The sequence below is a fragment of the Pseudomonas sp. 2822-17 genome (assembly GCF_002742485.1).
GTDB lineage: Bacteria > Pseudomonadota > Gammaproteobacteria > Pseudomonadales > Pseudomonadaceae > Aquipseudomonas > Aquipseudomonas cyclaminis.
On the sequence record NZ_LJRZ01000926.1, the window covers coordinates 210505 to 232487 of the forward strand.

The following is a 21983-nucleotide window of genomic DNA, read 5'->3' on the forward strand; positions in this document are numbered from 1 at the left end:
GATGTTAAACAGTAACTTGCTCAGAAAACTCGATATGCAGGACTTGATGGTGTTTATCGCCGTCTACGACCAGAGCAGCGTTACCGAGGTGTCCGAAACGCTGTTCGTCAGCCAGTCCACCGTGAGCTACAGCCTGAAGAAGTTGCGCACCAGCTTTGAAGACGAGCTGTTTATCAACACCCGGGCGGGCATGCGTCCTACGTACAAGGCCACCACCATGTACGGCCATGTGCAGAAAATCCTCGAAAGCATCAACCTGTGCCACGCCGGTGGCCAGGCCTTCGATCCGACCCAGAAGGCGGTGACCTTCAACGTCTGTGCACCGGAATACTTCGAACAGTTGATCCTGCCGCGCCTGCTGAAAAGCTTCGACCGTGCTGACCTGCCGGTGATCGTCAATGTGCAGAAGCTGGAAACCCAGATCCCCGCCGATGACCTGCGCGAAGGCCGCCTGGACCTGGTGATCTGCTTCGGCCCGCACTTTCATCGCGCCCACAAAGACTTCAAGACCCAGATGCTGCTGGAGGACGACCTGGTGTGCGTCTTCGATAAACGCTCGGCGCCCAGGGAGCCGGCATTCAGCCTGCAATCCTTCGTCGAACGACGCCACGTGTTCCCCACGCCGTGGACCTCCGACACCAACATGATTGACGGCTGGCTGGCGCGCCAGGCCCACAAGCGTCATGTGGTTGCCCGGGCCAACAGCTACAGCGCCGCCTTGAAGATGATCACCGGCACCGACTTTATCGTCACCCTGCCGCGCCGCGTGCAAAAGCTGTTGGCGCCAGCGGCGGTGTTCGGCCATTGCGAGGCGCCCAACGGGTTGCCGGGGTTCACCCTGGACATGCAGTGGAACGAAACCAGTGAACAGGACAGTGCCAATACCTGGTTTCGCGAGCAGGTGGTGAAAGTCTGCGCAGACCAAGGATTACTCTAAGCCCTGCGCAAGGGTGTCAGCCGATGGCGGCTTTGCTGTAGGAATCACGGTCCATATCCACCAACTGGACGCTCAATTGAACCTGTAAAGCCGCTGGCCAATCGCCGAGATCCTGCAACGCCGCCAGCAGGCTTTGCGACAACTGCTGCTTGACCTGCGGTGACCGCCCACTGAGCAGCGACAGCTTCACCGCGATAAAGCCACGCGGATTGAGGGAAGTGCCCACCTGAAAACTCTCAAGCTTTACCGCACGGCTTTTGATATCGAGCTCGGAGCCGAACTGACCGGACGCCATCAGCACATTGTTGAGCCGCAACAGGGTTTTATCGACGGCCAGGTCTGTCAGGTTGGCGGTGTATTCCAGGTGCAGGTGTGGCATGGGTTGCTCCGAGCTTGTTGTAGGAAGATTCTTGAATATATCGCGTCAGGCCTTGGTGCCCAAGCCTCTATCGCTCATGAATGCCTCCAGTCGCGAGCGCACCCAACGCTCGGCCGGGTCGGTGTCGACGTGGCTGAGCCAGACCATGGACAAATCCAGCGTCGGCGTCTCGAACGGAAACGGCTCACAAAACAGATTGCCCGACACCGCCATGGCTTCGGCGGTGTAGTCCGGCAGGCTGGCGATCAGGTCGGTGCCGGCCAGCAAGGCAGGCAACGCGCTGTATTGCGGCACCGACAGCACCACGTGGCGCTTGCGGCCGATCTCGGCCAGCCACTCATCGGCAAACCCTGACACGTTGGCGGTGTGGGACACCAGCACATGGGGTCGTGAGCAATATTCATCGAGGGTCAGCGGCGTGTCCGAGGCATCGGCGCGCAGCAGTCGCGGGCGGATATGGCGCAGCAACTTGCGCTTGGCATTCGCCGGCAGGCCACGGGTTTGGGTAATGCCTACGGTGATGTCGCCGGACGCGAGCAGGTCGGGAATGCGCCAGTAATCCACATGCTGCACCACGAACACCACTTGCGGCGCCTCCTGGCGCAATGCGCGCAGCAGCGGCGGCAACAGACCGAACTCGACATCATCGGACAGGCCGATACGAAAGGTCATGGTGCTGATGGACGGGTCGAAATCGTGGGTCAGGCTCAAGGCCGACGACAACGAATCCAGGGCCGGCGACAAATGCTGGATGATTTCCTCGGCGCGCGCGGTGGGCTCCATGCGATGGCCGACACGAATGAACAACGGGTCGTTGAACAAGGTACGCAGGCGGTTGAGGGCCGAACTGATGGTCGGCTGGCCGAGAAACAGCTTCTCGGCCACCCGCGTCACATTGCGCTCCAGCATCAGTGCTTCGAAGACCACCATCAGATTGATGTCGGCCTTGCGTAATTCATTGCGATTCATCGGCGCCTGCCCTTTCCCCAAGACAGGTCGCAGTGTAGAAAGCGCGGCGTGCGGCGTCTATGCGCATCGTGGGGTGCTCCCTCGCTGCAATGACAGCCACACAAAACGCTTCAGCATTTTCGATTGATAACTTGAACGCATCAATAAATCCAAATCTTTCACTTATCATTTCTAAATGTGTCAGCCACTATCCTCAGTCTTAAGCGAAACAAGCACTTTAAAAAGAACGCTGGAGACACACAACCATGACTAGCCCTTCCCGGCCCGACGCTGCCAGCTCGAAAATTGGCGCGGTATTTCGCGTTACTTCGGGCAACTTCCTCGAACAGTTTGACTTCTTTCTGTTCGGCTTCTACGCCACCTACATCGCGGCGGCGTTCTTCCCGGCCGCTAATGAGTTTGCGTCATTAATGATGACCTTCGCCGTGTTCGGCGCAGGGTTCCTGATGCGCCCCCTCGGCGCGATCATTCTGGGTGCCTATATCGACGACGTGGGTCGCCGCAAAGGGCTGATCGTAACGCTGTCGATCATGGCCAGCGGCACCCTGCTGATCGTGCTGGTGCCGGGTTATCACACCATTGGTCTGTGGGCGCCGCTGCTGGTGTTGCTTGGCCGCTTGCTGCAAGGCTTCTCGGCCGGTGCGGAACTGGGCGGCGTGTCGGTGTACTTGTCCGAGATGGCCACCCCCGGCCGCAAAGGCTTCTACACCAGTTGGCAGTCGGGCAGCCAACAGATCTCCATCGTGGTCGCCGCTGCGCTGGGCTACGGCCTGAACGTGTGGATGGAACCGGCGGTGGTTGCCGACTGGGGCTGGCGCATTCCGTTTGCCGTCGGTTGCGTGATCATCCCGTTTATCTTTGTGCTGCGTCGCAACCTGCAGGAAACCGAAGAGTTCGCCAACCGCAAGCATCGCCCGACCATGCGCGAAGTGCTGGCCACCCTGGTAAAAAACTGGACCGTCGTGATCGGCGGCATGCTGATGGTGGCCATGACCACCACCGCGTTCTACCTGATCACCGTGTACGCGCCGACCTTCGGCAAGACCGTGCTGCAATTGAGCACCTCCGACGCGTTGCTGGTGACCTTGTTGGTGGCGGTGTCGAACTTTGTCTGGCTGCCCATCGGCGGCACCTTGAGTGATCGCTTTGGCCGCAAGCCGGTACTGATCGCCATGACTGCGCTGACGGTTCTTACCGCGTATCCAGCTCTGTCCTACGTGGTAAATGCACCGAGCTTCGGCCATATGCTGGAGACCCTGCTGTGGTTCTCCTTCCTCTATGGCATGTACAACGGCGCGATGATCCCGGCGCTGACCGAAATCATGCCGGTGGAAGTGCGCGTGGCGGGCTTCTCCCTGGCCTATAGCCTGGCAACCGCGATCTTCGGTGGCTTTACCCCGGCGATCTCCACCTGGTTCATCCACATCACCGAAGACAAGGCTTCGCCGGCCTACTGGATGATGTTTGCGGCAGTGTGTGCGCTGTGTTCGACCCTGGCGTTGTACCGCCGCGCCAACACGCGCGGGCAAGTGATGCAGGGGGCGGCATGATGCAGCCTCTGTTCAAGACCCTGGCGGGCCTGGCCCTTGGCGCGCTGGCGCTGACGGCCCAGGCCGAGGAGCTCAAGGTGATGACCTCCGGTGGTTTCACCGCCGCCTATAAATTGCTCGGCCCGCAGTATGCCCAGCGCAGCGGTGACACCCTCGATACCATTCTCGGCCCGTCCATGGGCAAGGCGCCGGAAGCGATTCCCAATCGCCTGGCCCGGGGCGAACACGCCGATGTGGTGATCATGGTCGGCTACGCACTGGATGACTTGATCAAACAAGGCAAGGTCGACCCGGCGTCCCGCGTGGAACTGGCAGACTCGCGCATCGGCCTGGTGGTGAAGGCAGGCGCGGCGAAACCCGCCATCAGCACCGACGCAGAATTGAAAGCGGTGCTGAGCAAGGCCAAATCAGTGGCCTACTCGGACAGTGCCAGCGGTGTGTATGTCGAGAAAGAGCTGTTCAAGAAGCTCGGCATGCCGGCCAAGGGCACGATGATCGAACGCATCCCGGTGGCTGAACAGGTGGCCAAAGGTGACTACGAAGTGGGTCTACAGCAGGTAGCGGAATTGTTACCGGTAGCCGGCGTGACCTATGTGGGAAAAATTCCCGAAGACGTGCAATCAGTGACGCGCTTTGCCGCAGGCATTCCGGTGAACGCCGAACACCCCGCGCAGGCCAAGGCGCTGCTGAAGTACCTGGCGTCGCCCGAGGCGCAACCGGTGGTGCAATCCACCGGCCTGGACTCGGTGTCACGCTGACCGAAACGGCATCTCCCGCACCAACCGCTCCAACTCCAGCGCCGCCGGCGGCAATGTCCGCCCGCGGCGTTTGATCAAGCCCACATTGCGCATCACCTGCGGCTCTACCAGCGGCACACTGACCAGAATCGGGTGTTCGCACGCTGGCATCGCAATCGATGGCACCATCGCCACCCCCAGCCCCGCTTCCACCAGACCAATCATGGTGGTCACGTGGTGCGTCTCGCAGATACTCGGCTTCTTCACTCGCACGCCGCGCAAGGCCTGGTCCAACAGGAAGCGGTTGCCCGAGGTCTTGTCCACGGTGATGTAGTCGTGCTCGTAGGCTTCGGCCCAGGTCACGCTGTCCCGTTCTGCCAACGGATGATCACGCCGACAGGCCAACACGTAGCGCTCCTGCAACAGCAATTCGAACTCCACTTCATCGGCCAGGCTGCCGCTGAAACTCACGCCAAAATCCGCCTCGCCACTTTCCACCGCCTGGCACACTTCGCCAGCACTGGCGTCCAGCACCCGCAGGCGAATCTTCGGATACAGTTTGTGGAATTCGGAGATCACATGGGGCATGAAGTAGTACGCAGTCGAGGGCACGCAGGCGATGGTGACATTGCCCATGCGCGTGGACGCGACGTTACTGATGCCCATCAGCGCGATGTCGAGGTCGTCGAGCATGCGCTCGACTTGCGGCAGGAAGGCACGGCCCACCATGGTCAGGCTGACCCGCCGCGTGGTGCGTTCGAACAGCTTCACGTCGAGGGCGGATTCGAGTTTTTCGATGCGTCGGCTGAGGGCCGGTTGCGAGATACGGATGGCCTCGGCGGCGCCGCGAAAACTGCCCTTGTCCACCACGGCGCGGAAGGCTTGGAGGTCGTTGAGGTCGAAGTTGATGATCACGGGAGTCGCCAGTGTGGTCGATTTGACCGGCATTATCTTACGAATGCGCTAGCGCATGGCCCACGCGCATTGAAAAAAAACGCACCTGCGTAGGCTGCACGCCCTCAACCTGACCTCACTACAACTGAAACCGTGCGACCGCGTCGTTGAGCGCCACCGCCAACCGCGCCAGCTCCTGGCTTGAGCCGTTGATCTGCCCGGCGCCGGAAGACGACTGCGCCGACAGGTCGCGGATATTGACGATGTTGCGGTCCACTTCCTTGGCCACCTGGGCTTGCTCCTCGGCAGCGCTGGCGATGACCAGGTTGCGTTGGTGAATCTGGTCGATGGAGTTGGTGATCTGACTCAAGGCGCCACCCGCCCCTTCGGCCAGGGTCAGGGTGTCGGCGGCGCGCTGGGAGCTCGACTGCATCGAGGTCAATGCATCGTTGGAGCCGGTGCGCATGGCAGTGACCATCTGATCGATTTCAAGGGTCGATTGCTGGGTGCGATGGGCCAGTGCACGAACCTCATCGGCGACCACCGCGAAGCCACGCCCGGACTCACCGGCCCGCGCCGCCTCGATGGCGGCGTTAAGTGCCAGCAGGTTGGTCTGCTCGGCGATGGAACGAATTACATCGAGCACTTTGCCGATGTCCCGCGATTGCTCAGCCAGGTTCTGCACCAGGGTCGAAGTCTCGCCGATATTGCTGCTCAGGGCCTGAATCGCGCTGACCGTTTCACCGACGCGGTGCTGGCCTTCACGCGCGGTTTCATTGGACAGGCGGGTGGATTCGGAGGTGGATACCGCATTGCGCGCGACTTCTTCAGCGGCCGAAGTCATTTCATTGACCGCCGTCGCCGCCTGCTCGATCTCAGCCGTCTGCTGTTGCAGGCTGCGGCTGCTCTGGTCGGTAATGCCGTTGAGGTCGGTGGCAGAGGCCGCCATCTGTGCCGCCGACTGCCGGATCAGTTGCAAGGTGCTGCGCAGGCTGCCTTGCATGGAGTGCAGGGCTACGAGCAGGCGGGTTACCTCGTCGTTTCCACTGACCTCCACCGTCTGGGTCAGGTCGCCTCGGGCCACGTTTTCGGCTGCGCGCATGGCCTGCCCCAACGGACCGACAATGCTACGCGTGAGGAGCCAGGCCAGGGCCACCGTGCTCAGGCCCGCCAGGATCACGAAGCCAAACACCATGGTGCGCGAACGACTGTACTGCGACTCTGCCACCTGCCCCTGTTGGTTGATCTGGGCGTTGTAGTAGTCGGCGAGTGCGTTGAGCTGGGCGCCGGAGCCATCGACCACAGTTTTCATGTCCACCAGCAGCAGCTTGTTGAGTTCGGCGCCCTGCTGTTTATCGGCAAGGATGAACGACTGCGCCAAGCCCTGTTGGTACTGGCGTAGCGAAACCTGGAACTGGTCATAGAGCGTGCGCACCTCAGGCGTGTCGATCACCTTATCGAGGTCGGCCAGCCGTTTCGTCAGGTCCTGGCTGCGGGTATCCATCTGACTGCGGTATTGCGGGAGGCTCGTAGGGCTGGGGTCCAACGCCATCCGCAAAGAAATCGTACGAATGCGCAACATAATCTCGCGAATGTCAGCCACCAGCCGCATCTTCGGCACCAGCCCGCTTTCCACCTGCACCGCACTGGCGCGGATGCTTGCCATGTTCGACAGCGCAAAAAAACCCAGCAGGGCCACGAGCAAAGCAATCAAGGCAAAACCCAAACCCGCACGGCGGGCGATGGACAGGCTGCGAAGGGACATTTAGGGGGGCACTCTTATTAGGGATACGACATCGTATGACAGCATTTCGGCCGCGTGAGGGAGGACTTTAGGCGGGACGGAAACTGATGAGCATTCCTAGTGAAAAATGGACAGCCTTAGCCAAGTAAGGCAGTCCATGAGTAAAGAGTTCTTTGGCCAGAGGGTCTTAGCTCAGCTTCTGCGCTCTTTATTGGATTGAGAGAGGACCGAGGCGGCAAGGGCTTTCGTCTCATCGCTGTACTTATCACTGTGAAGCGCCTTGCCAGCTTTCGCCTCCATCTCCGCACTTGTCTGCTTATACGTACCACTCTGGGCCAGTGCTGACGCGGCAAGACTTTTGGCGATGGCTGAAGCCTTCGGATTACCGAGGGTTTCAGCTGCGAGGGTCGCCATTTTTTCGGAGGTTTGTTTTGTGTTCTTGCTCATTACGCATTTCCTTTGCCGTTTGAGGTGAGACGCACGTGACAACGAAGCCAGAGCCCTGAACGTAGGGCCTGTCTCGCACAAACCAAACGATAGTGAAGCGCAGGCGGGGCCACAACGGTATACCTGTAGGCAGCATCGTGGAAACACAGAAGAAAGATGCATCCGTTGAGTAGTACGAATTTCGAATGGCAAACGGCCCAAGCAAACGCCGGAAACGAAAAAGCCCCGTAGCTTATTCAGCTACGGGGCTTGTTCTGTGTAATGGCGGAGAGATAGGGACTCACCATATATTACCACCAACCCCTTAATCCACGGCAATACGCGCCTTACAGCTTCAACGGTAGTACAAATGAGTAGTACAATTCGGTATATACCTCTCATTTTCCAGTGGCGTGCCCATGGCTGACAATTTGATCCAGAAGAAGGGCGAATCCACGTGGTATGTGAAGCTCGCAATCCCTGCCGACGTGCGTAAAGCGTTCGGCGGAAAGGCAGCATTTATTCAGTCACTGAAGACCGGCCTTCGATCAGAGGCAATGACCCGACGCCTCTCCGTTCTCGCTGGTTGGAAAGCTAATATCGCGACGGCTCGGACTGGTAAGCCATTGCCAATGGACTGGCAAGAGTCGCTGACTGGGATGCTCGAAACGGTGGATAGAGTAACGAAGCATTCCAAGATGACCCGCATAGGTGAAGCAGGTCCTGCCCCTTATGTCGTACCCGATCCAGCGGAAATGGCGAAGTTCATGGAAGACAACCCTGCCATGGTGAACGCTCTCAAGGTAATGATTCAGAAAGCACGCCAAACCCCCATGGGTCTATTCAAGCTTGATGATGAATTGGGGGGATTGTTCAAAACCGCAGTAGCTCAGCGATTTGAAACTCACTACACGCCGAACGCCGATCAGAAGGAACAGATCAGGATGATTGCGGCTGGTGGTGACGGCATTCGTAAAGTTCGGTCACCGATCACCAAGCAGCGTATAGCCACGTTCCGCCAGTATCGTGAAGCGCGGAATGTCGCGACCAAGACGGTAGATCAGCAGCAGTCGAAGCTAGAAAAACTGTCGGCATACCTGACAAAAGAAGGCAAACCGCTCGACTTCGACGCCGTATCAGCGTGGCTCGACTCCCTCAAGCTGGCAAGCAAGACCCTCACCCAATACCTCTTGGCAGGCAACGTATTCTGGAAGTGGGCAATGAAGCACGACATTCGCTGGCGTGAAGACTACAAGGACAAGGCCAACCCTTTTGAAAATCATGAACTGCCGCAAACCCGAGGTAAGGAACGTGCAGACCGTCAGCGAAAGGACTTCCAGCCGAAAGAAATTGCAGAGCTTCACGCTGCTGCGTCAGCCGCTGAACACGCGACACTGGCTGACTTGATCCTTTTGGGTGCGTACACGGGCGCACGCATTGAAGAGCTTTGCCAGTTAAGGGTTGAGCACCTGATTGAGCCAGATGGAATCGAGAGCTTCGACATTGTTGATTCGAAGACCGCAGCGGGCATTCGCGTCGTACCTGTACACCCTGCCCTGTCGAGCATTGTCGAGCGTTTAAAGAAGGATTCGAAGGACGGCTACCTGATCCCCTCTGACAGCAAGAACAAGTACGGCATACGATCTGACGCGCTCTCAAAGGCTTTTGGCAGACTCAAGGAGGCCCAAGGCTATGGCCCCCAACACGTTTTCCACTCCATCCGTAAAACTGTCATTACCCAGCTTCACAGGGCTGATGTACAAGGGCTTCTGATCGCCGAGCTGGTAGGTCATGAAACTGGAACGGTGACCTTCGACGTATACTCACAAGGCGCGAGCGCGCTACAAAAGCTGGCAGCAATCTCCAAGCTCCCGTCCTTCACAGCATGAGAACGCCTGTCATCGGACCTCATCACGCAGGCAAGAAAGACATGTCAAAATCCGGGTGAAGTACGTGTTCCCGACCGTCTGGAGACAAGGAAATGAGCCTACCGCCGTAGCTGGCGTAGTACTCATCAATGAGCTTACGTTTAACCAGCACATCAACGGCACCTTCAGTCTGAACCACAGTAAATTTGATCCTTTGGCTGAGGCCTATCACATCGCACTCCTCGTTGGAGTTGTCGTAATACGCGACGGCAGCAAGGACGATACGTTGATGCTCAGTTAGAACTTGTTCCTTGGGAGTCTGTAGCTCAGCAATTTTCTCGATGGCTTCAGCTCGCTCCGATTCAGCAGCTTCCAGTTTCTCACGTGTGACTTTCAGCTCCTTCATGGTCGCGTTCAGCGTGGCATCTACGGCGTTCAGCTTCCCGATAGCCTCCCTCGCCTTCGCATATGCCTTTTCCTCTTCGGCCTTTGCAACGCCTACCGCGAGACGTTTTTCCGAAAGCGCCCATACCCCGAACACGATCGCCAGTGCTGAACCGATACCCGCAACCCAAAACAACCACAGATGTATCGGTATCGTCTGGCTTAACCACGCACCCACCGCCGCGAACATTGAGGTAAAAAACGAAACGTCGAAGTAGCTCTCGACCATCTTTGTCACAGGGACAGCCGCGATAGTTGCTATCGTCCAACCTACAACTTTCTTCAATCCTGAGCCCTGCTTTGCGTTGTCCGTCTGCATCTCTTCACCTGTTCCTGTACCCGCCTAAGGTCGCGGATGTTAACTGAGTCGATCGTCTGAAAGCCAACCAGAGCGGCGCATCCAGGGAACACAACTATTGAGCGTCACGAGTGCCCATATCCGACCCGCCACCCCGGAAACAAAAAGCTAAGCAAGGGCTGCCCTTCGCCGGGCACGAGAGCTTTTGATGTCTAAGGTTGCGGTGTGACTGTTGAGACTATCGCCGAGATGCTTCGGAAATTGTTCGTCTGCGGAGAAAGTGAGCGTCTTGTTGGGGCTCAAAACGACACCGGAAACTCGTTAAAAACCCTCCATAAACTCCAGAATAACCTGCACTGAATTCGTTAGGCTCCAATCACCCACCTCCATTCCGCCCAATGTTTACAGGGATCATTGGCAGTCTGGACTAAGCAGAGGGCGCTCCCCACCATTAAAACAAGTTTCTGAAAAAAACATCAAAGTCAATAATTAACTTGACCATCCGTCGAAAAAATGTATAATTCGTCGTCTACCCAGCAGGTAGACAGATAGCTCAGAAGCCTCCACTGCAACCACCGAATTGGTGCCCTTGTAAGGAGGCTTCCTCGTGTCTGGGACTCACCAAACCAACCGGCAATACCCGAGGTAACGCCTATCGCAGTGAACTAACAAAGGAGAAAACGATGACCAAACTCGTCCGTAACAAAGCACTTCCCGCCGCTACACCTGCTAACGACATTCGCCCCACACTGACCAAGTACCGCACCACCAACGTCGACAGCTTCGTCATCGACAAGGCAACCGGTGAGGTATTGGGAAGCTACACCCGCTCCGATTACACTCCAGCGCCGTTTGATTACCCAGCCATCTCAGCTCAAGAAAACACTACGTTCGTAATAGTCGAAGACGGTAGTCCAGTCGCAGTTCACTCTCCAGTTGTGAATGCCAGACTCACAGCACCAGTTCTCAGCTTCCCCAAAGCCACCGTCGCTGCGCGCCCTGAGACGAAGACTGGCAAAGGAAGAAAAGTACGAGTCATCGAGAGTGGACTGTGCGAGCTGATGTGGGCAGCCAAAATCGAAGAGGTTCGTCTGCCTTGGCTGGACCACTACGTACATGGAGCTATCAACATGGGGCCGGGCTTGATAAACGGTAAGTACAGCGTTTCTCCTACTGATGTCACCAAGCTGCTTTACCTGCCTGAACTTTCAGTAGAGAGCGCCTCAAAATACCTGCTGAATCACGATCACGAACTGATGAGCGTAAGACAGGTTCAACGGGTCGTAGAAGCCGCAAGGGTCGCCCTGAGGGGCATTGCACTGTACGTTGAGCGCCACCCAGAGACTCTTCTTCAATTTGACTTGAAGATTGACTTTGACCAGCTCTGGCCGACCAACGTGATCGAGGAAAAGCAGACTATGCGGGTAGAGCACCCGAAGCGAAAGGAAGTGCTACAACTGCTGAGCGAAGGTGAGGCGATAAAAGCGATTGCACGACAAACCGGCGTATCCAAGACCACTGTCAAGAAGTGGCAAGTAGAGTTGCAGGCCGCGTAAATCAACACTGCTCGCCCCTGACGAGAAGATCGTTAGGGGGTCAGTAAGTTTAATTAACGACAGATAAATAAGAGATACAAATACCGTATCGTCCCGATATTGGCTCAGCACACCATCCAATCCAATAGCATCAGCACACTCCAAAGCTTCTCGCTTTTGACCTTGATGTACTTGGATGGGTACCCCGTTTAAGCGACGCTTACAGCGTTGACTCTACTGAAATGGAAGGTGGGTGAATGATTTGTAAATTTCACCCCCTCACTTCTCCAAGGCTTGCCGCCTTGACGTGCAACCAGCCAAGCGAAGCTTGAACGGGATACCATCGTTAGCTGTCGCTAACCACCTTGCACCAACAATCAAGATCAAAGGCAAAAGCTGGATTTGTGATGATTTGTTCTTGGTGCTCTCTTCGACCGTCAGGTCAGCAGTGCCTAATCATTGATCATGGACCACTGAAAGCTTGACGCTTTCGGTGCGATTAACCAGCGAAGCTGATCAGGGCATCTAGCTCAAAGCTGCGCTTTCAACGTATAACGACGATCACAGGTAGTACTGCATACCACCGCACTGGCGAACGGGCTCAGTGCTTCACTTGTGTCGACAACAGGTATAGCAGAACGACCACTGTAACAACAATCAAGGCTCTACGATGGACTGCTGCGGCCTGAGCAATATCATCCCTCGCCTGTTTAGCGGCAGCTATATCATCGAGCCCTCGCTCCTTGTAATAGAGAATGTGATTCATTTCTCCAGCGATCTTCTTGTTATGGCGACTGTTACTCGCCGCGATAGCAGCCCAAACGATCAACCAGATACCACAGGTAATAATTGAGAGAACGAGATGCAGCACGTGGCTGGTCGTTTTCTTCTGATTTGCGAGTACAAAGATTTTCTCGTTCATGGGGACATACCTCGTGCCAGACTGATGGAATGATTGTATCACTTAGTGTGTCATCACTCAGTGTGTTCACGATCAGGGCACATCCCACCATCATTCGTGAATGCAGATAAACCAACAGTTACGAAAAGCCTTTGGCCAGCGAATCCGCGAGCTTCGCAGCAGCCAAGGCCTCAGCCAAGAAGCGTTCGCCGACAAGTGCGGCTTTGTTCGCACCTATATGTCTCGCATTGAGACGGGCACAGCCAACCCCAGCCTTGAAGCTACCAACGTGCTTGCTGGGGGTTTGGGGATGACACTGTCGGAGCTGCTGAAAGGGCTCTGACGACCTCCAAAGACAAACTCAAGGAATGAGCCGTGCCAGATAAAACAGATGCCCGCATAGCAACAGCAGACGTGTTAACCCTTCTGCTGCACAACCAGCACGCGCTAGCCGCCGCAATCGAAGAAGTGGCTCTATGGGCTAGAGCCAGTGGTTCAAACGAAGTCCATGAGAACGCCGTCACTGCATTGCAGACTCTCGATGCGAACGCCTCCGCCATCACAGCTGGAATTCTTAAGCTTCGGCAATAATCGCTATCAAAGAAGTAGACCTATACGGTAGTCCAAGCACTGTCAGGCAATAACTATCAATAGTCTATTGCTGAAAGCTATACGATCATATTATCATTAGACTATCAAATAAAATGACAAAGGATAGCACCCCATGAACACCCACTTGTACCTCCGAGCATCGACCAAAGATCAAGATGCCAACCGTGCGAGAGTTGCTCTGGAATCGTTCGCTACCGAGAAGGGTTTGAACATCGTTGGCGTGTATGCCGAGAACATCAGCGGCACCAAGCTCAACCGTCCCGAGCTGCTCGCCTTGCTTGGTAAAGCGAAAGGTGGAGACGTGCTATTGGTTGAGTCCGTAGACCGCCTGAGCCGCCTCTCACAAGCAGACTGGGACACTCTCAAGGCCACTATCAAGGCCAAAGGCTTGCGTCTGGTTGTTGCTGATTTACCTACGAGTCACATGCTGGTTGAAGCGAAAGGAATCACCGGCCAAATCATGGATGTGATCAACAACATGTTGATTGACCTGATGGCAACCATGGCACGACTGGATCAAGAGAAGCGTGTGGAGCGCATCAAGCAAGGATTGGAAAACAAAAAGGCTGCTGATCCTGATTGGAAGCCGTCAGGCAAAGGCAGGAACGCTGCCAAGTGGGCCGAGGTACAGGCCCTAATGCAAAAACATCCAACCATGTCTGCCGACCAGATCGCTAAGCTGGCAGACTGTGGTGTCGCTACGGTGTACAGGATCAAGAAAGAAACGAAACCCTTCTGAAAAGCGATAATCACCCCGTTGCTCGCACCAATAGCGGTGGCGCCAATAGCTTAAAGTTATTTAAAATTACAGCCCGAGCTTCACTAAGCCGTGGCCCTTCGCTTAGCACCACAGGTTTGTATCCAACATTACTCCTAACCAACATATTTTAGCGCTAGAACCGACGCAGCGAAAAAACCGGAGAAGAGCCTAACCCTAAAAGCAAACTTTATAATACCGCATATAATGTAACGGCACTTATTTTATGCCGCTACATTCTCTTATTACGCGAAATTACGGAGCAGCAGCCCCCAAGGCAATCGATACTGGTGGTGGGCTATGCCTAATATATGGAGCTAGGTATTCACTCGCAATAGCAGAATACTCCTGATCACCCAATATTTCCGCCTGTAAATTTTCTTTTAGCAAAGATTGTAACCGGGCCGGGGCTCGGGCGATCACTTCAACTTGCTCGCGAAGATAATTTATTTTTTGTTGACGCCTTTCTATAAGAGCAGGCCTATTTAGTTTAAGAGTAAGTTCCGTAAGCCGTGCATCATCGTCGCCGGGCACGCCGAAAATAAGCGGACCAACTATTCGAAAATGGTCAGACGGTGTCTTGACATAAGGATCAATAAGCCCCTCACCGAAAGGAAAGTTATTCCCTTTATTCGTATTACAAACATCACAAGCTAGAGTTAGGTTATCCCAATTGAAAATACGCGCAGGATCTAACGACTTCGGAGAGATGTGCTCAACATCGCCATACGCTATATGTTCAAATTTTGACTCACAGTAAGCACACTTACCATTTGTCTCTTTAAGCAAAGCAATCTTAATTGCAGGAATTCTGTATCTCGAAAGCTCGGTAGGTGTCGGATCAATTCCTGCCGCAATCTTTTCTAAAACGGTAGACGTCCACGCCTCACCATTCAACACGAGCGCATCAGGGGGTGAAGTTTTAATGAGCCGGATCATTTATCTTCCACCAACTTCGAGAGGGCCTGTGGATATAACTCCCCAAACCCTAAACTGGCCATTCTTCTACGAAGCTCAGCAAGATTCTCAACACTCAATTCGACGCTTCTAAATTCAGTTATTAACGAGTTCAGTTCCTCTTCAACCCATGCAGGAACTGTTACAGGCACACCAAGTACGTCACGAAGAATATCGCTAGCGCTCCCTGCACGATTTATAACATCAAGTCGTTCGCTATAGACAAGCTTCGTGAAAGGCAAGCCATCATCCAAATCCAAATCGTCTTGCGACTCTTCAACTGAAACGTATCGAAGAACGTAAACAGTGGAGTCCTGAACAGATGAAACCATGAAGGGACTATGCGTTGCTACAATAAATTGTGCTGTTGGGAATGCCTTCATCAAGTTGCCAAGCAATGAGCGCTGCATTGATGGGTGTAGATGATTTTCCGGCTCGTCCATTACAACAGTAAACCCATCAGCACCACTAACGCCAGAAGTAAGTGAATAAATATATATTTGCCAACCTATATCAATAATTGCCATGACGCCACCAGACGCGGCATCCATCAAAAAATTTCCAGTTTCTGTTTCCAATACAACATCTGTCATTCGTATTGAGATTTCTTTGAAGCCTAAACTGGGCGGTAAAATTTCTTTGAGCACCCTAGAAAATCCGTTAAGGATTTCTATTGCTGCCGGGTCGCCAGAGCTATAGTCTGTTTTCGCTCCGAAGTGAGCAATAGAGACCAGAGTTTCTTTCAATCGAAAAATTGGTCCCGGCCCATGGCTCTGCCCCTGTGATCGCTGAATGGATTCGCCATGGTACTGAGCATAGGCATTATCAGCACTTATTGCATAAACGTTTATCTGCGATATTTGTTGAAACACGGGCGGAGGGCGATGGGAAGATATAAATGTTCCTAGGACTGGCTGCTGATTGTGTATCGACACTGCGAACTGAATACCCTCAGTAGCAGTTCGAATAGACGCCCCCGTGTCGTTAGAATAACTAATATTCCCAACTTCCTGTTCGTGCGAATGTATGCTTTTTCGTCTGCGAAAGCCACTGAGAAAGCGAGCCACGCCATTTATGCGTCGTTTAAGTGGCGTCCCAAGAAATATCTTCTGCCAGCCAAAGTGTTGGGTGAGTAGCCCTAGCAAACTACTTTTACCCGCTCCATTAGCACCAGTGATCACTGTAAGTCTAGGATGGAAGTCAACTGAGACGTTATGGAACTGGCGCCATCCACTGATGGTCAAATTTTTGAATTTTGGATTCATACTGTGCGTCCATGCTCAAGACTTTATTTCTTACAGCTTATCATTGGCAGAAGGCAATGTGGTGGGCTTTTATCCCAGCCAATACATGAGATTATGCCGTGTAGGAGAACAAGTCTATTTGCGAGGGACACGAAGCTTGGAGAGGACGCTTTAGCGAGCTAGAGTACTCAGTACAGCGCACCACTTGGGTGTACCTAAACGCTGTCACACTTCGAGATTTCTAACTGATAAAGCCTCGATATTTCAAGAGCTTAAAGATAGGAGGCAACCCCACCAGCCACACCCCGGCAACAATGCTCCCGCTGTGGCTGCTGCCTTCCGACTCTGACCCGTGCCAAGGTTGGAGGCAAGAACCTAGGACGTCCAGAAGCAACCGACACGACTGCATCGGTGTAGCGCCTGAAGGCTAAAAATATGACACGGGCAAAGGTAGTCGCTGAACTGGGGGTTGGTATTGCCACAGTCAAACGGCACTGGAATAAATCCTAACGCCCTGAAAGACTCACCCTCACCCCACTCTAGGTACGCATATACCGGAATCAAGATTGAAGTGTAAGACCTCCACAGGCCACATCCTGTAAGGGGTTCAGCTCACACCGTCATGCACGCCAGTGTGCGAAATCACACAGCAGGCCACAGCGACAAACGACCTCCAACACGAACATCATACCGTCCTCCATGTCGCGGGCTTTCTAATGTCCTCAGCTCAGGCAATCACAACGCTGTATCACCAAGCGCCTGACAGCACCAATGAGCAACGCCATTACAACTTATACAGCCAAAACTTGCCCCTGATCGCCTCTCCAGCGACCTTGTGAGCAGCCACAGAAGGCATGCCGTGCGTACGGTGTCCGTCTCTTATTTAAGAATCGTTCAGCTTTTAACGCAGAGTAGCCGTGTTCGCGTTAAGAGGGTGTCGCTTTAACCCCGTTTTCCAGACGCCAAGCCCCACCCATTATTTTTCCCTGACCGGTATCAGAGAACGCCTTGAAGTGCATGGCTCTCGCGGCGCGGGATTTGAGATTTCGCCTGAAAAATGCGATGTCACTTGCAGGGATAAGCATCTTGGATGGCAAACATCGCTAAAAGTAGCGTCATCAGTGTCCCTGAGTTCGGTAGTCCACAAGTAATCGACTACTGCCTGTACTGCCTCGCCTATTGTTACAGACCTTTCAAGAAAGCATGTTTTAAACTCGTTCGGAAGGTGGCTATTCAAGCTCTGCATTGTTTTCAGAACACCTTCAACGAGTCCTACGCACATTCCTTTAGCGATAGTTGGGCCACCCTTGATTTCGTCGCCAGCCACATAAGGAAGCACGCCTTGGCACTGTGCGAGCAGAGCATTCCCGCCAGTGAAGCCAGCGACGACCGATCCGCTACAGAACATCCCAACCAATGCCACCACTAATAGTGTTTTCAAGCTGCGCATCCTTGAGGCGTGTTCAGACCGACTACCGCCCCGGCCATTATTTCTGCTAGCCAAATTCGAAGTAGTTCGAAGAATGCAAGGTCTCTCCGGGCGGCGGTGGTTTTCGCCATAAAGTCACCCTCTTATCGCTTTTCGGCTTCACGCTGCATTTGGATCGTTTCGAAAATCAGAAGGCCATACTCAATGAGGTTCCTGAAGAACCCAAGCATCGGGTCATGGAACGTGCCTAACGGCTTATCAGCTTTAGGGTCTGCTGGGTATTCCAGCAAGTCCACAATCTGGCTGTGGGCGTGTGGTATGAAGAATGAGTTCACGAACCCCATCACGCTTTTTATGTCCATGCCCGGCAATTCTCGCTGTACCTTGCCTGCGAGAGTACCGGCGTCGTTGTAGTAACCTCCATCGTGCACGATGAAGTGCCTCAACTTCTCGATCAGCACAAGTATCACCCGGTAATTCGCCCCTGTTGGGTTATCGGATTCATAACGCTCGAAATGCTTCGACGCCCGCCGGAATGCCTGAAGCTGTGCGTACGGTTTCCGGTCCTTGGGTGTAGGAAGTTGGTGGTAGTGCTTGATGTCATTGGAACCCTCGTGACTCCATTTGACTGGACGCACCCATATGCTCATCCCAGCAAGGCCACAGTATGCGTATGCCCTTTCAAGGAAGTCTTCAAAGGCTTCGTATGCTTCCACAAGCAGCCACTGATAAGTTTTCAATTTCTGAAGCACGTTTAACTCAAGCCGATCCTCCAGAGATAATGGCGGGGAATCATGCGAGAGGTCTTCGCCGGTTGATGGCGACCTGAAATGAAAGTAGTGCTTGATCCCGTATTGAGATTCAAGCGCCCAGTCTGGAAGCTGGCCGTGAAACTTCTGGATCGACTGGTGTTGCTCGGTGTATATCTTGTTGACTTGAGCCTTGTGCTGATGCAACTGCGCCACCTTCGAAGCAAACCTGTCGAATTCTTCCCTCAAGTAGTCTTTGATCATCGCGTCATATCCACCCTTACCGTTAGTAGGAGCTTACGCTGGCCGAGATTCGGGTGCCACGGCAGGGTGATAGGGATGCTGCTGGCGAGTGCCCCGCTGTGACGTGCATCCACATTGAAAGCTGAACGCTTCCATGTAGGAATGGTGGTAGCACCTTGCCATTCCCCCGACCCCAGCTAACCTTACGGACTCAAATAATGGGCGAAGGAAAACACCAACATGGCAGACGTTACATATCCATGCTATTGGGAGAAGAAAGACAATTCGGGGCACTGGTACTGGATTTACTACGCCAGTAACGCCAAGGCTATCGCCCGAAGCAGCGAGAGTTACGTGGCTCGCAGCGACTGCACTCACTCAATCCAGATCATGCAGGGCTCGACTGCCTCGCCGATTTTCTACACTGAGTAACGAGCAGGCAGTAGTACAACAGAGTAGTACAATCAGAAAACAAAAAAACCCCGTAGACCTTGATCTACGGGGCTTTCATTTGTATGGCGGAGAGATAGGGATTCGAACCCTAGGTACCGGTGAAGGTACAACGGATTTCGAATCCGTCCCATTCGGCCACTCTGGCATCTCTCCAACGGCGCGCATCATAACAGCGTGAATCAGGAAAGCAAAGCGCCGAAGCGATTTTTTTCCGTGCTATCAGATGCTTGCGTCGATTACAGCGGTACGCCGAGACGATTGGCGACTTCTTCGTAGGCTTCGATAACGTCACCGAGGCCTTGGCGGAAGCGGTCTTTGTCCATCTTCTTCTTGGTGTCCTTGTCCCACAGGCGGCAGCCGTCCGGGCTGAATTCGTCGCCCAGGACGATGGAGCCGTCGTGGAATACGCCGAATTCCAGTTTGAAGTCGACCAGCAGCAGGCCGGCGTCGTCGAACAGTTTGTTCAGCACGTCGTTGACCTTGAGGGACAACTCTTTCATGCGGGCCAGTTGTTCAGCGGTGCCCCAGCCGAATGCCACGACGTGGGACTCGTTGATGAACGGGTCGCCCTTGGCGTCGTCTTTCAGGAACAGTTCGAAGGTGTAAGGATTGAGCTTGAGGCCCTCCTCCACACCCAGGCGCTTGACCAGGCTGCCGGCGGCGTAGTTACGTACGACGCATTCGACCGGGATCATGTCCAGCTTCTTCACCAGGCACTCGTTGTCGCCCAGCAGTTTGTCGAATTGGGTCGGAATACCGGCCTCTTCGAGTTTCTGCATGATGAAGGCGTTGAACTTGTTGTTCACCATGCCTTTGCGATCAAGTTGTTCGATGCGCTTGCCGTCGAACGCCGAAGTGTCGTTGCGAAACAGCAGGATCAGGCGGTTGGCGTCGTCGGTCTTGTACACCGACTTGGCTTTGCCGCGGTAGAGTTCTTCACGTTTTTCCATGATGGGCTCCGCTTTGAGTGAGGTGGGCTAGGCGATATGTCGCCAGTCGAGCCCTGAATCTTGATCGGCCAGTTGCAGCCAGTCCGGGTCGCACCCGAGGGTGTCGACAAAACATTGCCGGGCAAGCGTCGGCAGGTTGTTCTTGCTGCTCAGGTGGGCCAGGACCAGGTGTTGCAGGTCTTGCCAGCCCAACTCATACACCAGGTACGCCGCCTGATGGTTGTTCAAATGTCCCAGTTCGCCGCCCACCCGCTGCTTGAGAAAGTAGGGGTAGTGACCGCGAGCCAGCAGGTCTCGGCAGTGGTTGGACTCGATCATCAAGGCATCGAGGTTCCGGTAACCGTCCAGCACCTTCGCGCAGTAGGAACCCAAGTCGGTCAGCACGCCGAAGCGCCGCTGGCCATCACTGAATACATACTGCGTCGGCTCCTGGGCGTCGTGCGCCACGGCAATCACATCGATGCTCAAGGCGCCGATTTGCAATTGCTCACCGCCAGCCAGGAAACCTGCGGGTTCAATGGGTTTGCGCATCCCGCGCAAGGTGCCGCGACTCAGGTACACCGGAAGATTGTAGCGCCGAGACAGCAAACCCACGCCATGCACGTGGTCGGCATGTTCGTGGGTCACCAGAATCGCGCTCAGCTGCGCGGGGTGAACCCCCAGGCGCAGCAGGCGCCGCTCGGTTTCTTTTAACGAGAAACCACAATCCACCAATACGTACGTGTCGTCGTGGGCGACCAGCGTGCCGTTCCCTTGGCTACCGCTACCGAGAACAGCAAAACGCATCGGATCAGCCCAGGTTGTCCTGAATCACACCCAACACTTTGCGCGCTGTTTCAGCTGGCGCAACGGTGTTGATGTTCTTCTCGACGGTGACCTGCACGGTCTCGCCAACCTTGCTCAAGCGAACCTGATAACGCTCGGCGCGGGTCTCGATTTCTTCCTTGGTCGGCTGGCTGCCGAACAGCTTGCCGAAGAAACCAGGCTCGTCGTCTTTACGCTCGGCCTTTTCAGCCACGTTGATGTAGTAGAGGCCCAGGCTGCGGTTGATGTCTTCAACACGCCAAGGGCCCTGCTCCAGGGCGCGACCGACGCTGGCCCAGGCACGATCCAGGTCTTCGCCCAGGTTCAGCACCACGTTGCCGCTGCCGTCCTCGGTGAGGCTGACGCGGCTCGGGGTGTCGTAATCACGGGCGGCGAGCAGGGAAACGGAACCGCCCTTCTCGGAGATACGGCTCATGCTGGCCAGCATTTCGTCGACCAGCGCCGAGTCAACGCCGGTGTTGACCGAGCGGTTGGTGAAGTCGACGTTGGCCGTGCTGCCGGCAGGACGCTCGGCGCTCACGACGTAGACTTCACTGGTGTTGCGCTGCACGCCTGGCTCGATGCGCACACGCACGCGGGCTTCACTGTCGGCGGCTACACCACCGGCCTGCAAGCGTTTGGCCATCGTGGCGGACAGCTCGTTGCCTTGCTGCCATGCCGTGGTGAATTCACCGGTCTGCGGGCGCTGCTCGTCAATACGGAAACCGTTGTCCTGGAAGAACTGCACGGCCACTGGCCAGACTTCGGCAGGTGGGCGCTGAGCCACGATCCAGCGGGAATCACCGCTCTTCTGCAAGCTGTAGTCGCTGGCGTCCGCCACGGCCGAGATCGGCTGCGGACGTGGCACCACGTACTCACCTTTAGTGGTGTCGTCGGCGACGTTGCGTGGAATCGGCAGCAACGGATCGAGGCGCTTGGCGACGTTGACGTCCGGCGGCAATTGCATCGGTTTGGTTGCTTGTGCTTCCAGGTAATCGCTGCCGCGGTCACGGAAGTAGCCTTCCGGGCCCCAGATCCAACCGCAGCCACTGGTGCTGGAGATAATCAAGGCAAGTGCGGAAAGTCCGGCCAATCGCTTCATG

General features: G+C 55.1%; 23 protein-coding genes, 1 tRNA gene and 1 pseudogene. 10 read left to right on the forward strand and 15 right to left on the reverse strand.

What is annotated here, in order from left to right:
• Position 1 precedes the first annotated feature (1 nt).
• Positions 2–937 (forward strand): LysR family transcriptional regulator, encoded by a 936-nt coding sequence (locus tag AOA60_RS30795; RefSeq protein WP_099587475.1) that lies wholly within the window; start codon positions 2–4, stop codon positions 935–937.
• A 16-nt stretch (positions 938–953) separates the two neighbouring features.
• On the opposite strand, the gene AOA60_RS30800 is transcribed toward AOA60_RS30795, so the two are convergent.
• Together AOA60_RS30800 and AOA60_RS30805 are read right to left on the reverse strand one after the other, a co-directional pair.
• On the reverse strand, positions 954–1316 hold the full coding sequence (locus tag AOA60_RS30800; protein WP_099587476.1) for a 5-carboxymethyl-2-hydroxymuconate Delta-isomerase: 363 nt from the start codon (positions 1314–1316) through the stop codon (positions 954–956).
• Positions 1317–1361: 45 nt separating this feature from the next.
• On the reverse strand, positions 1362–2285 hold the full coding sequence (locus AOA60_RS30805) for a LysR substrate-binding domain-containing protein (RefSeq protein ID WP_099587477.1): 924 nt from the start codon (positions 2283–2285) through the stop codon (positions 1362–1364).
• A 245-nt stretch (positions 2286–2530) separates the two neighbouring features.
• On the opposite strand from AOA60_RS30805, the gene AOA60_RS30810 reads away from it, so the two are divergent.
• A complete protein-coding gene (locus AOA60_RS30810; RefSeq protein WP_099587478.1) occupies positions 2531–3835 on the forward strand; it encodes an MFS transporter in 1305 nt (434 codons plus the stop codon).
• Complete coding sequence (locus AOA60_RS30815; RefSeq protein ID WP_099587572.1) at positions 3835–4593, forward strand: substrate-binding domain-containing protein; 759 nt, start codon at positions 3835–3837, stop codon at positions 4591–4593. The genes AOA60_RS30810 and AOA60_RS30815 overlap by 1 nt, the downstream gene beginning before the upstream one ends.
• On the opposite strand, the gene AOA60_RS30820 is transcribed toward AOA60_RS30815, so the two are convergent.
• The 3 genes from AOA60_RS30820 to AOA60_RS30830 form a co-directional block, all read right to left on the reverse strand.
• Positions 4585–5487 carry a LysR family transcriptional regulator gene (locus tag AOA60_RS30820; RefSeq protein WP_099587573.1) on the reverse strand — a complete coding sequence of 301 codons (903 nt, stop codon included), beginning with the start codon at positions 5485–5487 and terminating at the stop codon, positions 4585–4587. The genes AOA60_RS30815 and AOA60_RS30820 overlap by 9 nt on opposite strands.
• A gap of 118 nt (positions 5488–5605) precedes the next feature.
• Complete coding sequence (locus AOA60_RS30825; RefSeq protein ID WP_099587479.1) at positions 5606–7231, reverse strand: methyl-accepting chemotaxis protein; 1626 nt, start codon at positions 7229–7231, stop codon at positions 5606–5608.
• A 171-nt stretch (positions 7232–7402) separates the two neighbouring features.
• On the reverse strand, positions 7403–7657 hold the full coding sequence (locus tag AOA60_RS30830; protein WP_099587480.1) for a hypothetical protein: 255 nt from the start codon (positions 7655–7657) through the stop codon (positions 7403–7405).
• A 398-nt stretch (positions 7658–8055) separates the two neighbouring features.
• On the opposite strand from AOA60_RS30830, the gene AOA60_RS30835 reads away from it, so the two are divergent.
• Positions 8056–9525: a tyrosine-type recombinase/integrase gene (locus AOA60_RS30835; RefSeq protein ID WP_099587481.1), complete on the forward strand. Its 1470-nt coding sequence runs from the start codon at positions 8056–8058 to the stop codon at positions 9523–9525.
• Between the two features lie 22 nt (positions 9526–9547).
• Here the strand turns inward: AOA60_RS30835 and AOA60_RS30840 are convergent, their stop codons facing one another.
• Positions 9548–10267 (reverse strand): hypothetical protein, encoded by a 720-nt coding sequence (locus AOA60_RS30840; RefSeq protein WP_099587482.1) that lies wholly within the window; start codon positions 10265–10267, stop codon positions 9548–9550.
• A 662-nt stretch (positions 10268–10929) separates the two neighbouring features.
• Between AOA60_RS30840 and AOA60_RS30845 the strand changes: the two genes are divergently transcribed.
• Entirely contained in the window at positions 10930–11802 is an 873-nt protein-coding gene (locus AOA60_RS30845; RefSeq protein ID WP_099587483.1) for a helix-turn-helix domain-containing protein, read from the forward strand.
• Between the two features lie 580 nt (positions 11803–12382).
• Here AOA60_RS30845 and AOA60_RS30850 read toward each other — a convergent pair.
• Positions 12383–12703 (reverse strand): DUF4234 domain-containing protein, encoded by a 321-nt coding sequence (locus AOA60_RS30850; RefSeq protein ID WP_065877084.1) that lies wholly within the window; start codon positions 12701–12703, stop codon positions 12383–12385.
• A gap of 100 nt (positions 12704–12803) precedes the next feature.
• Between AOA60_RS30850 and AOA60_RS30855 the strand changes: the two genes are divergently transcribed.
• The 3 genes from AOA60_RS30855 (at position 12804) to AOA60_RS30865 (ending at position 14033) form a co-directional block, all read left to right on the forward strand.
• Positions 12804–13025 carry a helix-turn-helix domain-containing protein gene (locus AOA60_RS30855; RefSeq protein WP_099587484.1) on the forward strand — a complete coding sequence of 74 codons (222 nt, stop codon included), beginning with the start codon at positions 12804–12806 and terminating at the stop codon, positions 13023–13025.
• Positions 13026–13057: 32 nt separating this feature from the next.
• The gene (locus AOA60_RS30860) at positions 13058–13273 is read left to right on the forward strand and encodes a hypothetical protein (protein WP_099587485.1); all 216 of its coding nucleotides are present in this window, start codon (positions 13058–13060) and stop codon (positions 13271–13273) included.
• A 133-nt stretch (positions 13274–13406) separates the two neighbouring features.
• Complete coding sequence (locus AOA60_RS30865; protein ID WP_099587486.1) at positions 13407–14033, forward strand: recombinase family protein; 627 nt, start codon at positions 13407–13409, stop codon at positions 14031–14033.
• A 273-nt stretch (positions 14034–14306) separates the two neighbouring features.
• Here the strand turns inward: AOA60_RS30865 and AOA60_RS30870 are convergent, their stop codons facing one another.
• A complete protein-coding gene (locus AOA60_RS30870; protein ID WP_099587487.1) occupies positions 14307–14990 on the reverse strand; it encodes an HNH endonuclease in 684 nt (227 codons plus the stop codon).
• On the reverse strand, positions 14987–16273 hold the full coding sequence (locus AOA60_RS30875) for an AAA family ATPase (RefSeq protein WP_099587488.1): 1287 nt from the start codon (positions 16271–16273) through the stop codon (positions 14987–14989). The genes AOA60_RS30870 and AOA60_RS30875 overlap by 4 nt, the downstream gene beginning before the upstream one ends.
• A gap of 324 nt (positions 16274–16597) precedes the next feature.
• Between AOA60_RS30875 and AOA60_RS34110 the strand changes: the two are divergent.
• Positions 16598–16762: pseudogene (locus AOA60_RS34110) on the forward strand (recombinase family protein); the annotation flags it as partial.
• 466 nt (positions 16763–17228) lie between these two features.
• Here AOA60_RS34110 and AOA60_RS32475 read toward each other — a convergent pair.
• Together AOA60_RS32475 and AOA60_RS30890 are read right to left on the reverse strand one after the other, a co-directional pair.
• A complete protein-coding gene (locus AOA60_RS32475) occupies positions 17229–17693 on the reverse strand; it encodes a hypothetical protein (protein ID WP_143522606.1) in 465 nt (154 codons plus the stop codon).
• Between the two features lie 131 nt (positions 17694–17824).
• Positions 17825–18694 (reverse strand): hypothetical protein, encoded by an 870-nt coding sequence (locus AOA60_RS30890; RefSeq protein ID WP_099587490.1) that lies wholly within the window; start codon positions 18692–18694, stop codon positions 17825–17827.
• Positions 18695–18913: 219 nt separating this feature from the next.
• Between AOA60_RS30890 and AOA60_RS30895 the strand changes: the two genes are divergently transcribed.
• A complete protein-coding gene (locus AOA60_RS30895) occupies positions 18914–19105 on the forward strand; it encodes a DUF1508 domain-containing protein (RefSeq protein ID WP_099587491.1) in 192 nt (63 codons plus the stop codon).
• A gap of 84 nt (positions 19106–19189) precedes the next feature.
• On the opposite strand, the gene AOA60_RS30900 is transcribed toward AOA60_RS30895, so the two are convergent.
• From AOA60_RS30900 to bamC, 4 genes are all read right to left on the reverse strand, one after another.
• Positions 19190–19279: transfer RNA gene (locus AOA60_RS30900), tRNA-Ser, on the reverse strand.
• Positions 19280–19362: 83 nt separating this feature from the next.
• Entirely contained in the window at positions 19363–20076 is a 714-nt protein-coding gene (gene purC / locus AOA60_RS30905; RefSeq protein ID WP_017736329.1) for a phosphoribosylaminoimidazolesuccinocarboxamide synthase, read from the reverse strand.
• Positions 20077–20103: 27 nt separating this feature from the next.
• A complete protein-coding gene (locus AOA60_RS30910; protein WP_099587492.1) occupies positions 20104–20862 on the reverse strand; it encodes an MBL fold metallo-hydrolase in 759 nt (252 codons plus the stop codon).
• Positions 20863–20866: 4 nt separating this feature from the next.
• Positions 20867–21982 carry an outer membrane protein assembly factor BamC gene (gene bamC, locus AOA60_RS30915; protein WP_099587493.1) on the reverse strand — a complete coding sequence of 372 codons (1116 nt, stop codon included), beginning with the start codon at positions 21980–21982 and terminating at the stop codon, positions 20867–20869.
• Between the last annotated feature and the right edge of the window lies 1 nt (position 21983).

Bases quoted from the DNA above. Each gene is read 5' to 3' on its own strand.
- AOA60_RS30795 (WP_099587475.1), top strand. From the start codon at position 2: ATGTTAAACAGTAACTTGCTCAGAAAACTCGATATGCAGGACTTGATG.
- AOA60_RS30800 (WP_099587476.1), bottom strand. From the start codon at position 1,316: ATGCCACACCTGCACCTGGAATACACCGCCAACCTGACAGACCTGGCC.
- AOA60_RS30805 (WP_099587477.1), bottom strand. From the start codon at position 2,285: ATGAATCGCAATGAATTACGCAAGGCCGACATCAATCTGATGGTGGTC.
- AOA60_RS30810 (WP_099587478.1), top strand. From the start codon at position 2,531: ATGACTAGCCCTTCCCGGCCCGACGCTGCCAGCTCGAAAATTGGCGCG.
- AOA60_RS30815 (WP_099587572.1), top strand. From the start codon at position 3,835: ATGCAGCCTCTGTTCAAGACCCTGGCGGGCCTGGCCCTTGGCGCGCTG.
- AOA60_RS30825 (WP_099587479.1), bottom strand. From the start codon at position 7,231: ATGTCCCTTCGCAGCCTGTCCATCGCCCGCCGTGCGGGTTTGGGTTTT.
- AOA60_RS30830 (WP_099587480.1), bottom strand. From the start codon at position 7,657: ATGAGCAAGAACACAAAACAAACCTCCGAAAAAATGGCGACCCTCGCA.
- AOA60_RS30835 (WP_099587481.1), top strand. From the start codon at position 8,056: ATGGCTGACAATTTGATCCAGAAGAAGGGCGAATCCACGTGGTATGTG.
- AOA60_RS30840 (WP_099587482.1), bottom strand. From the start codon at position 10,267: ATGCAGACGGACAACGCAAAGCAGGGCTCAGGATTGAAGAAAGTTGTA.
- AOA60_RS30845 (WP_099587483.1), top strand. From the start codon at position 10,930: ATGACCAAACTCGTCCGTAACAAAGCACTTCCCGCCGCTACACCTGCT.
- AOA60_RS30850 (WP_065877084.1), bottom strand. From the start codon at position 12,703: ATGAACGAGAAAATCTTTGTACTCGCAAATCAGAAGAAAACGACCAGC.
- AOA60_RS30855 (WP_099587484.1), top strand. From the start codon at position 12,804: ATGCAGATAAACCAACAGTTACGAAAAGCCTTTGGCCAGCGAATCCGC.
- AOA60_RS30865 (WP_099587486.1), top strand. From the start codon at position 13,407: ATGAACACCCACTTGTACCTCCGAGCATCGACCAAAGATCAAGATGCC.
- AOA60_RS30870 (WP_099587487.1), bottom strand. From the start codon at position 14,990: ATGATCCGGCTCATTAAAACTTCACCCCCTGATGCGCTCGTGTTGAAT.
- AOA60_RS30875 (WP_099587488.1), bottom strand. From the start codon at position 16,273: ATGAATCCAAAATTCAAAAATTTGACCATCAGTGGATGGCGCCAGTTC.
- AOA60_RS30890 (WP_099587490.1), bottom strand. From the start codon at position 18,694: ATGATCAAAGACTACTTGAGGGAAGAATTCGACAGGTTTGCTTCGAAG.
- AOA60_RS30895 (WP_099587491.1), top strand. From the start codon at position 18,914: ATGGCAGACGTTACATATCCATGCTATTGGGAGAAGAAAGACAATTCG.
- purC (WP_017736329.1), bottom strand. From the start codon at position 20,076: ATGGAAAAACGTGAAGAACTCTACCGCGGCAAAGCCAAGTCGGTGTAC.
- AOA60_RS30910 (WP_099587492.1), bottom strand. From the start codon at position 20,862: ATGCGTTTTGCTGTTCTCGGTAGCGGTAGCCAAGGGAACGGCACGCTG.
- bamC (WP_099587493.1), bottom strand. From the start codon at position 21,982: ATGAAGCGATTGGCCGGACTTTCCGCACTTGCCTTGATTATCTCCAGC.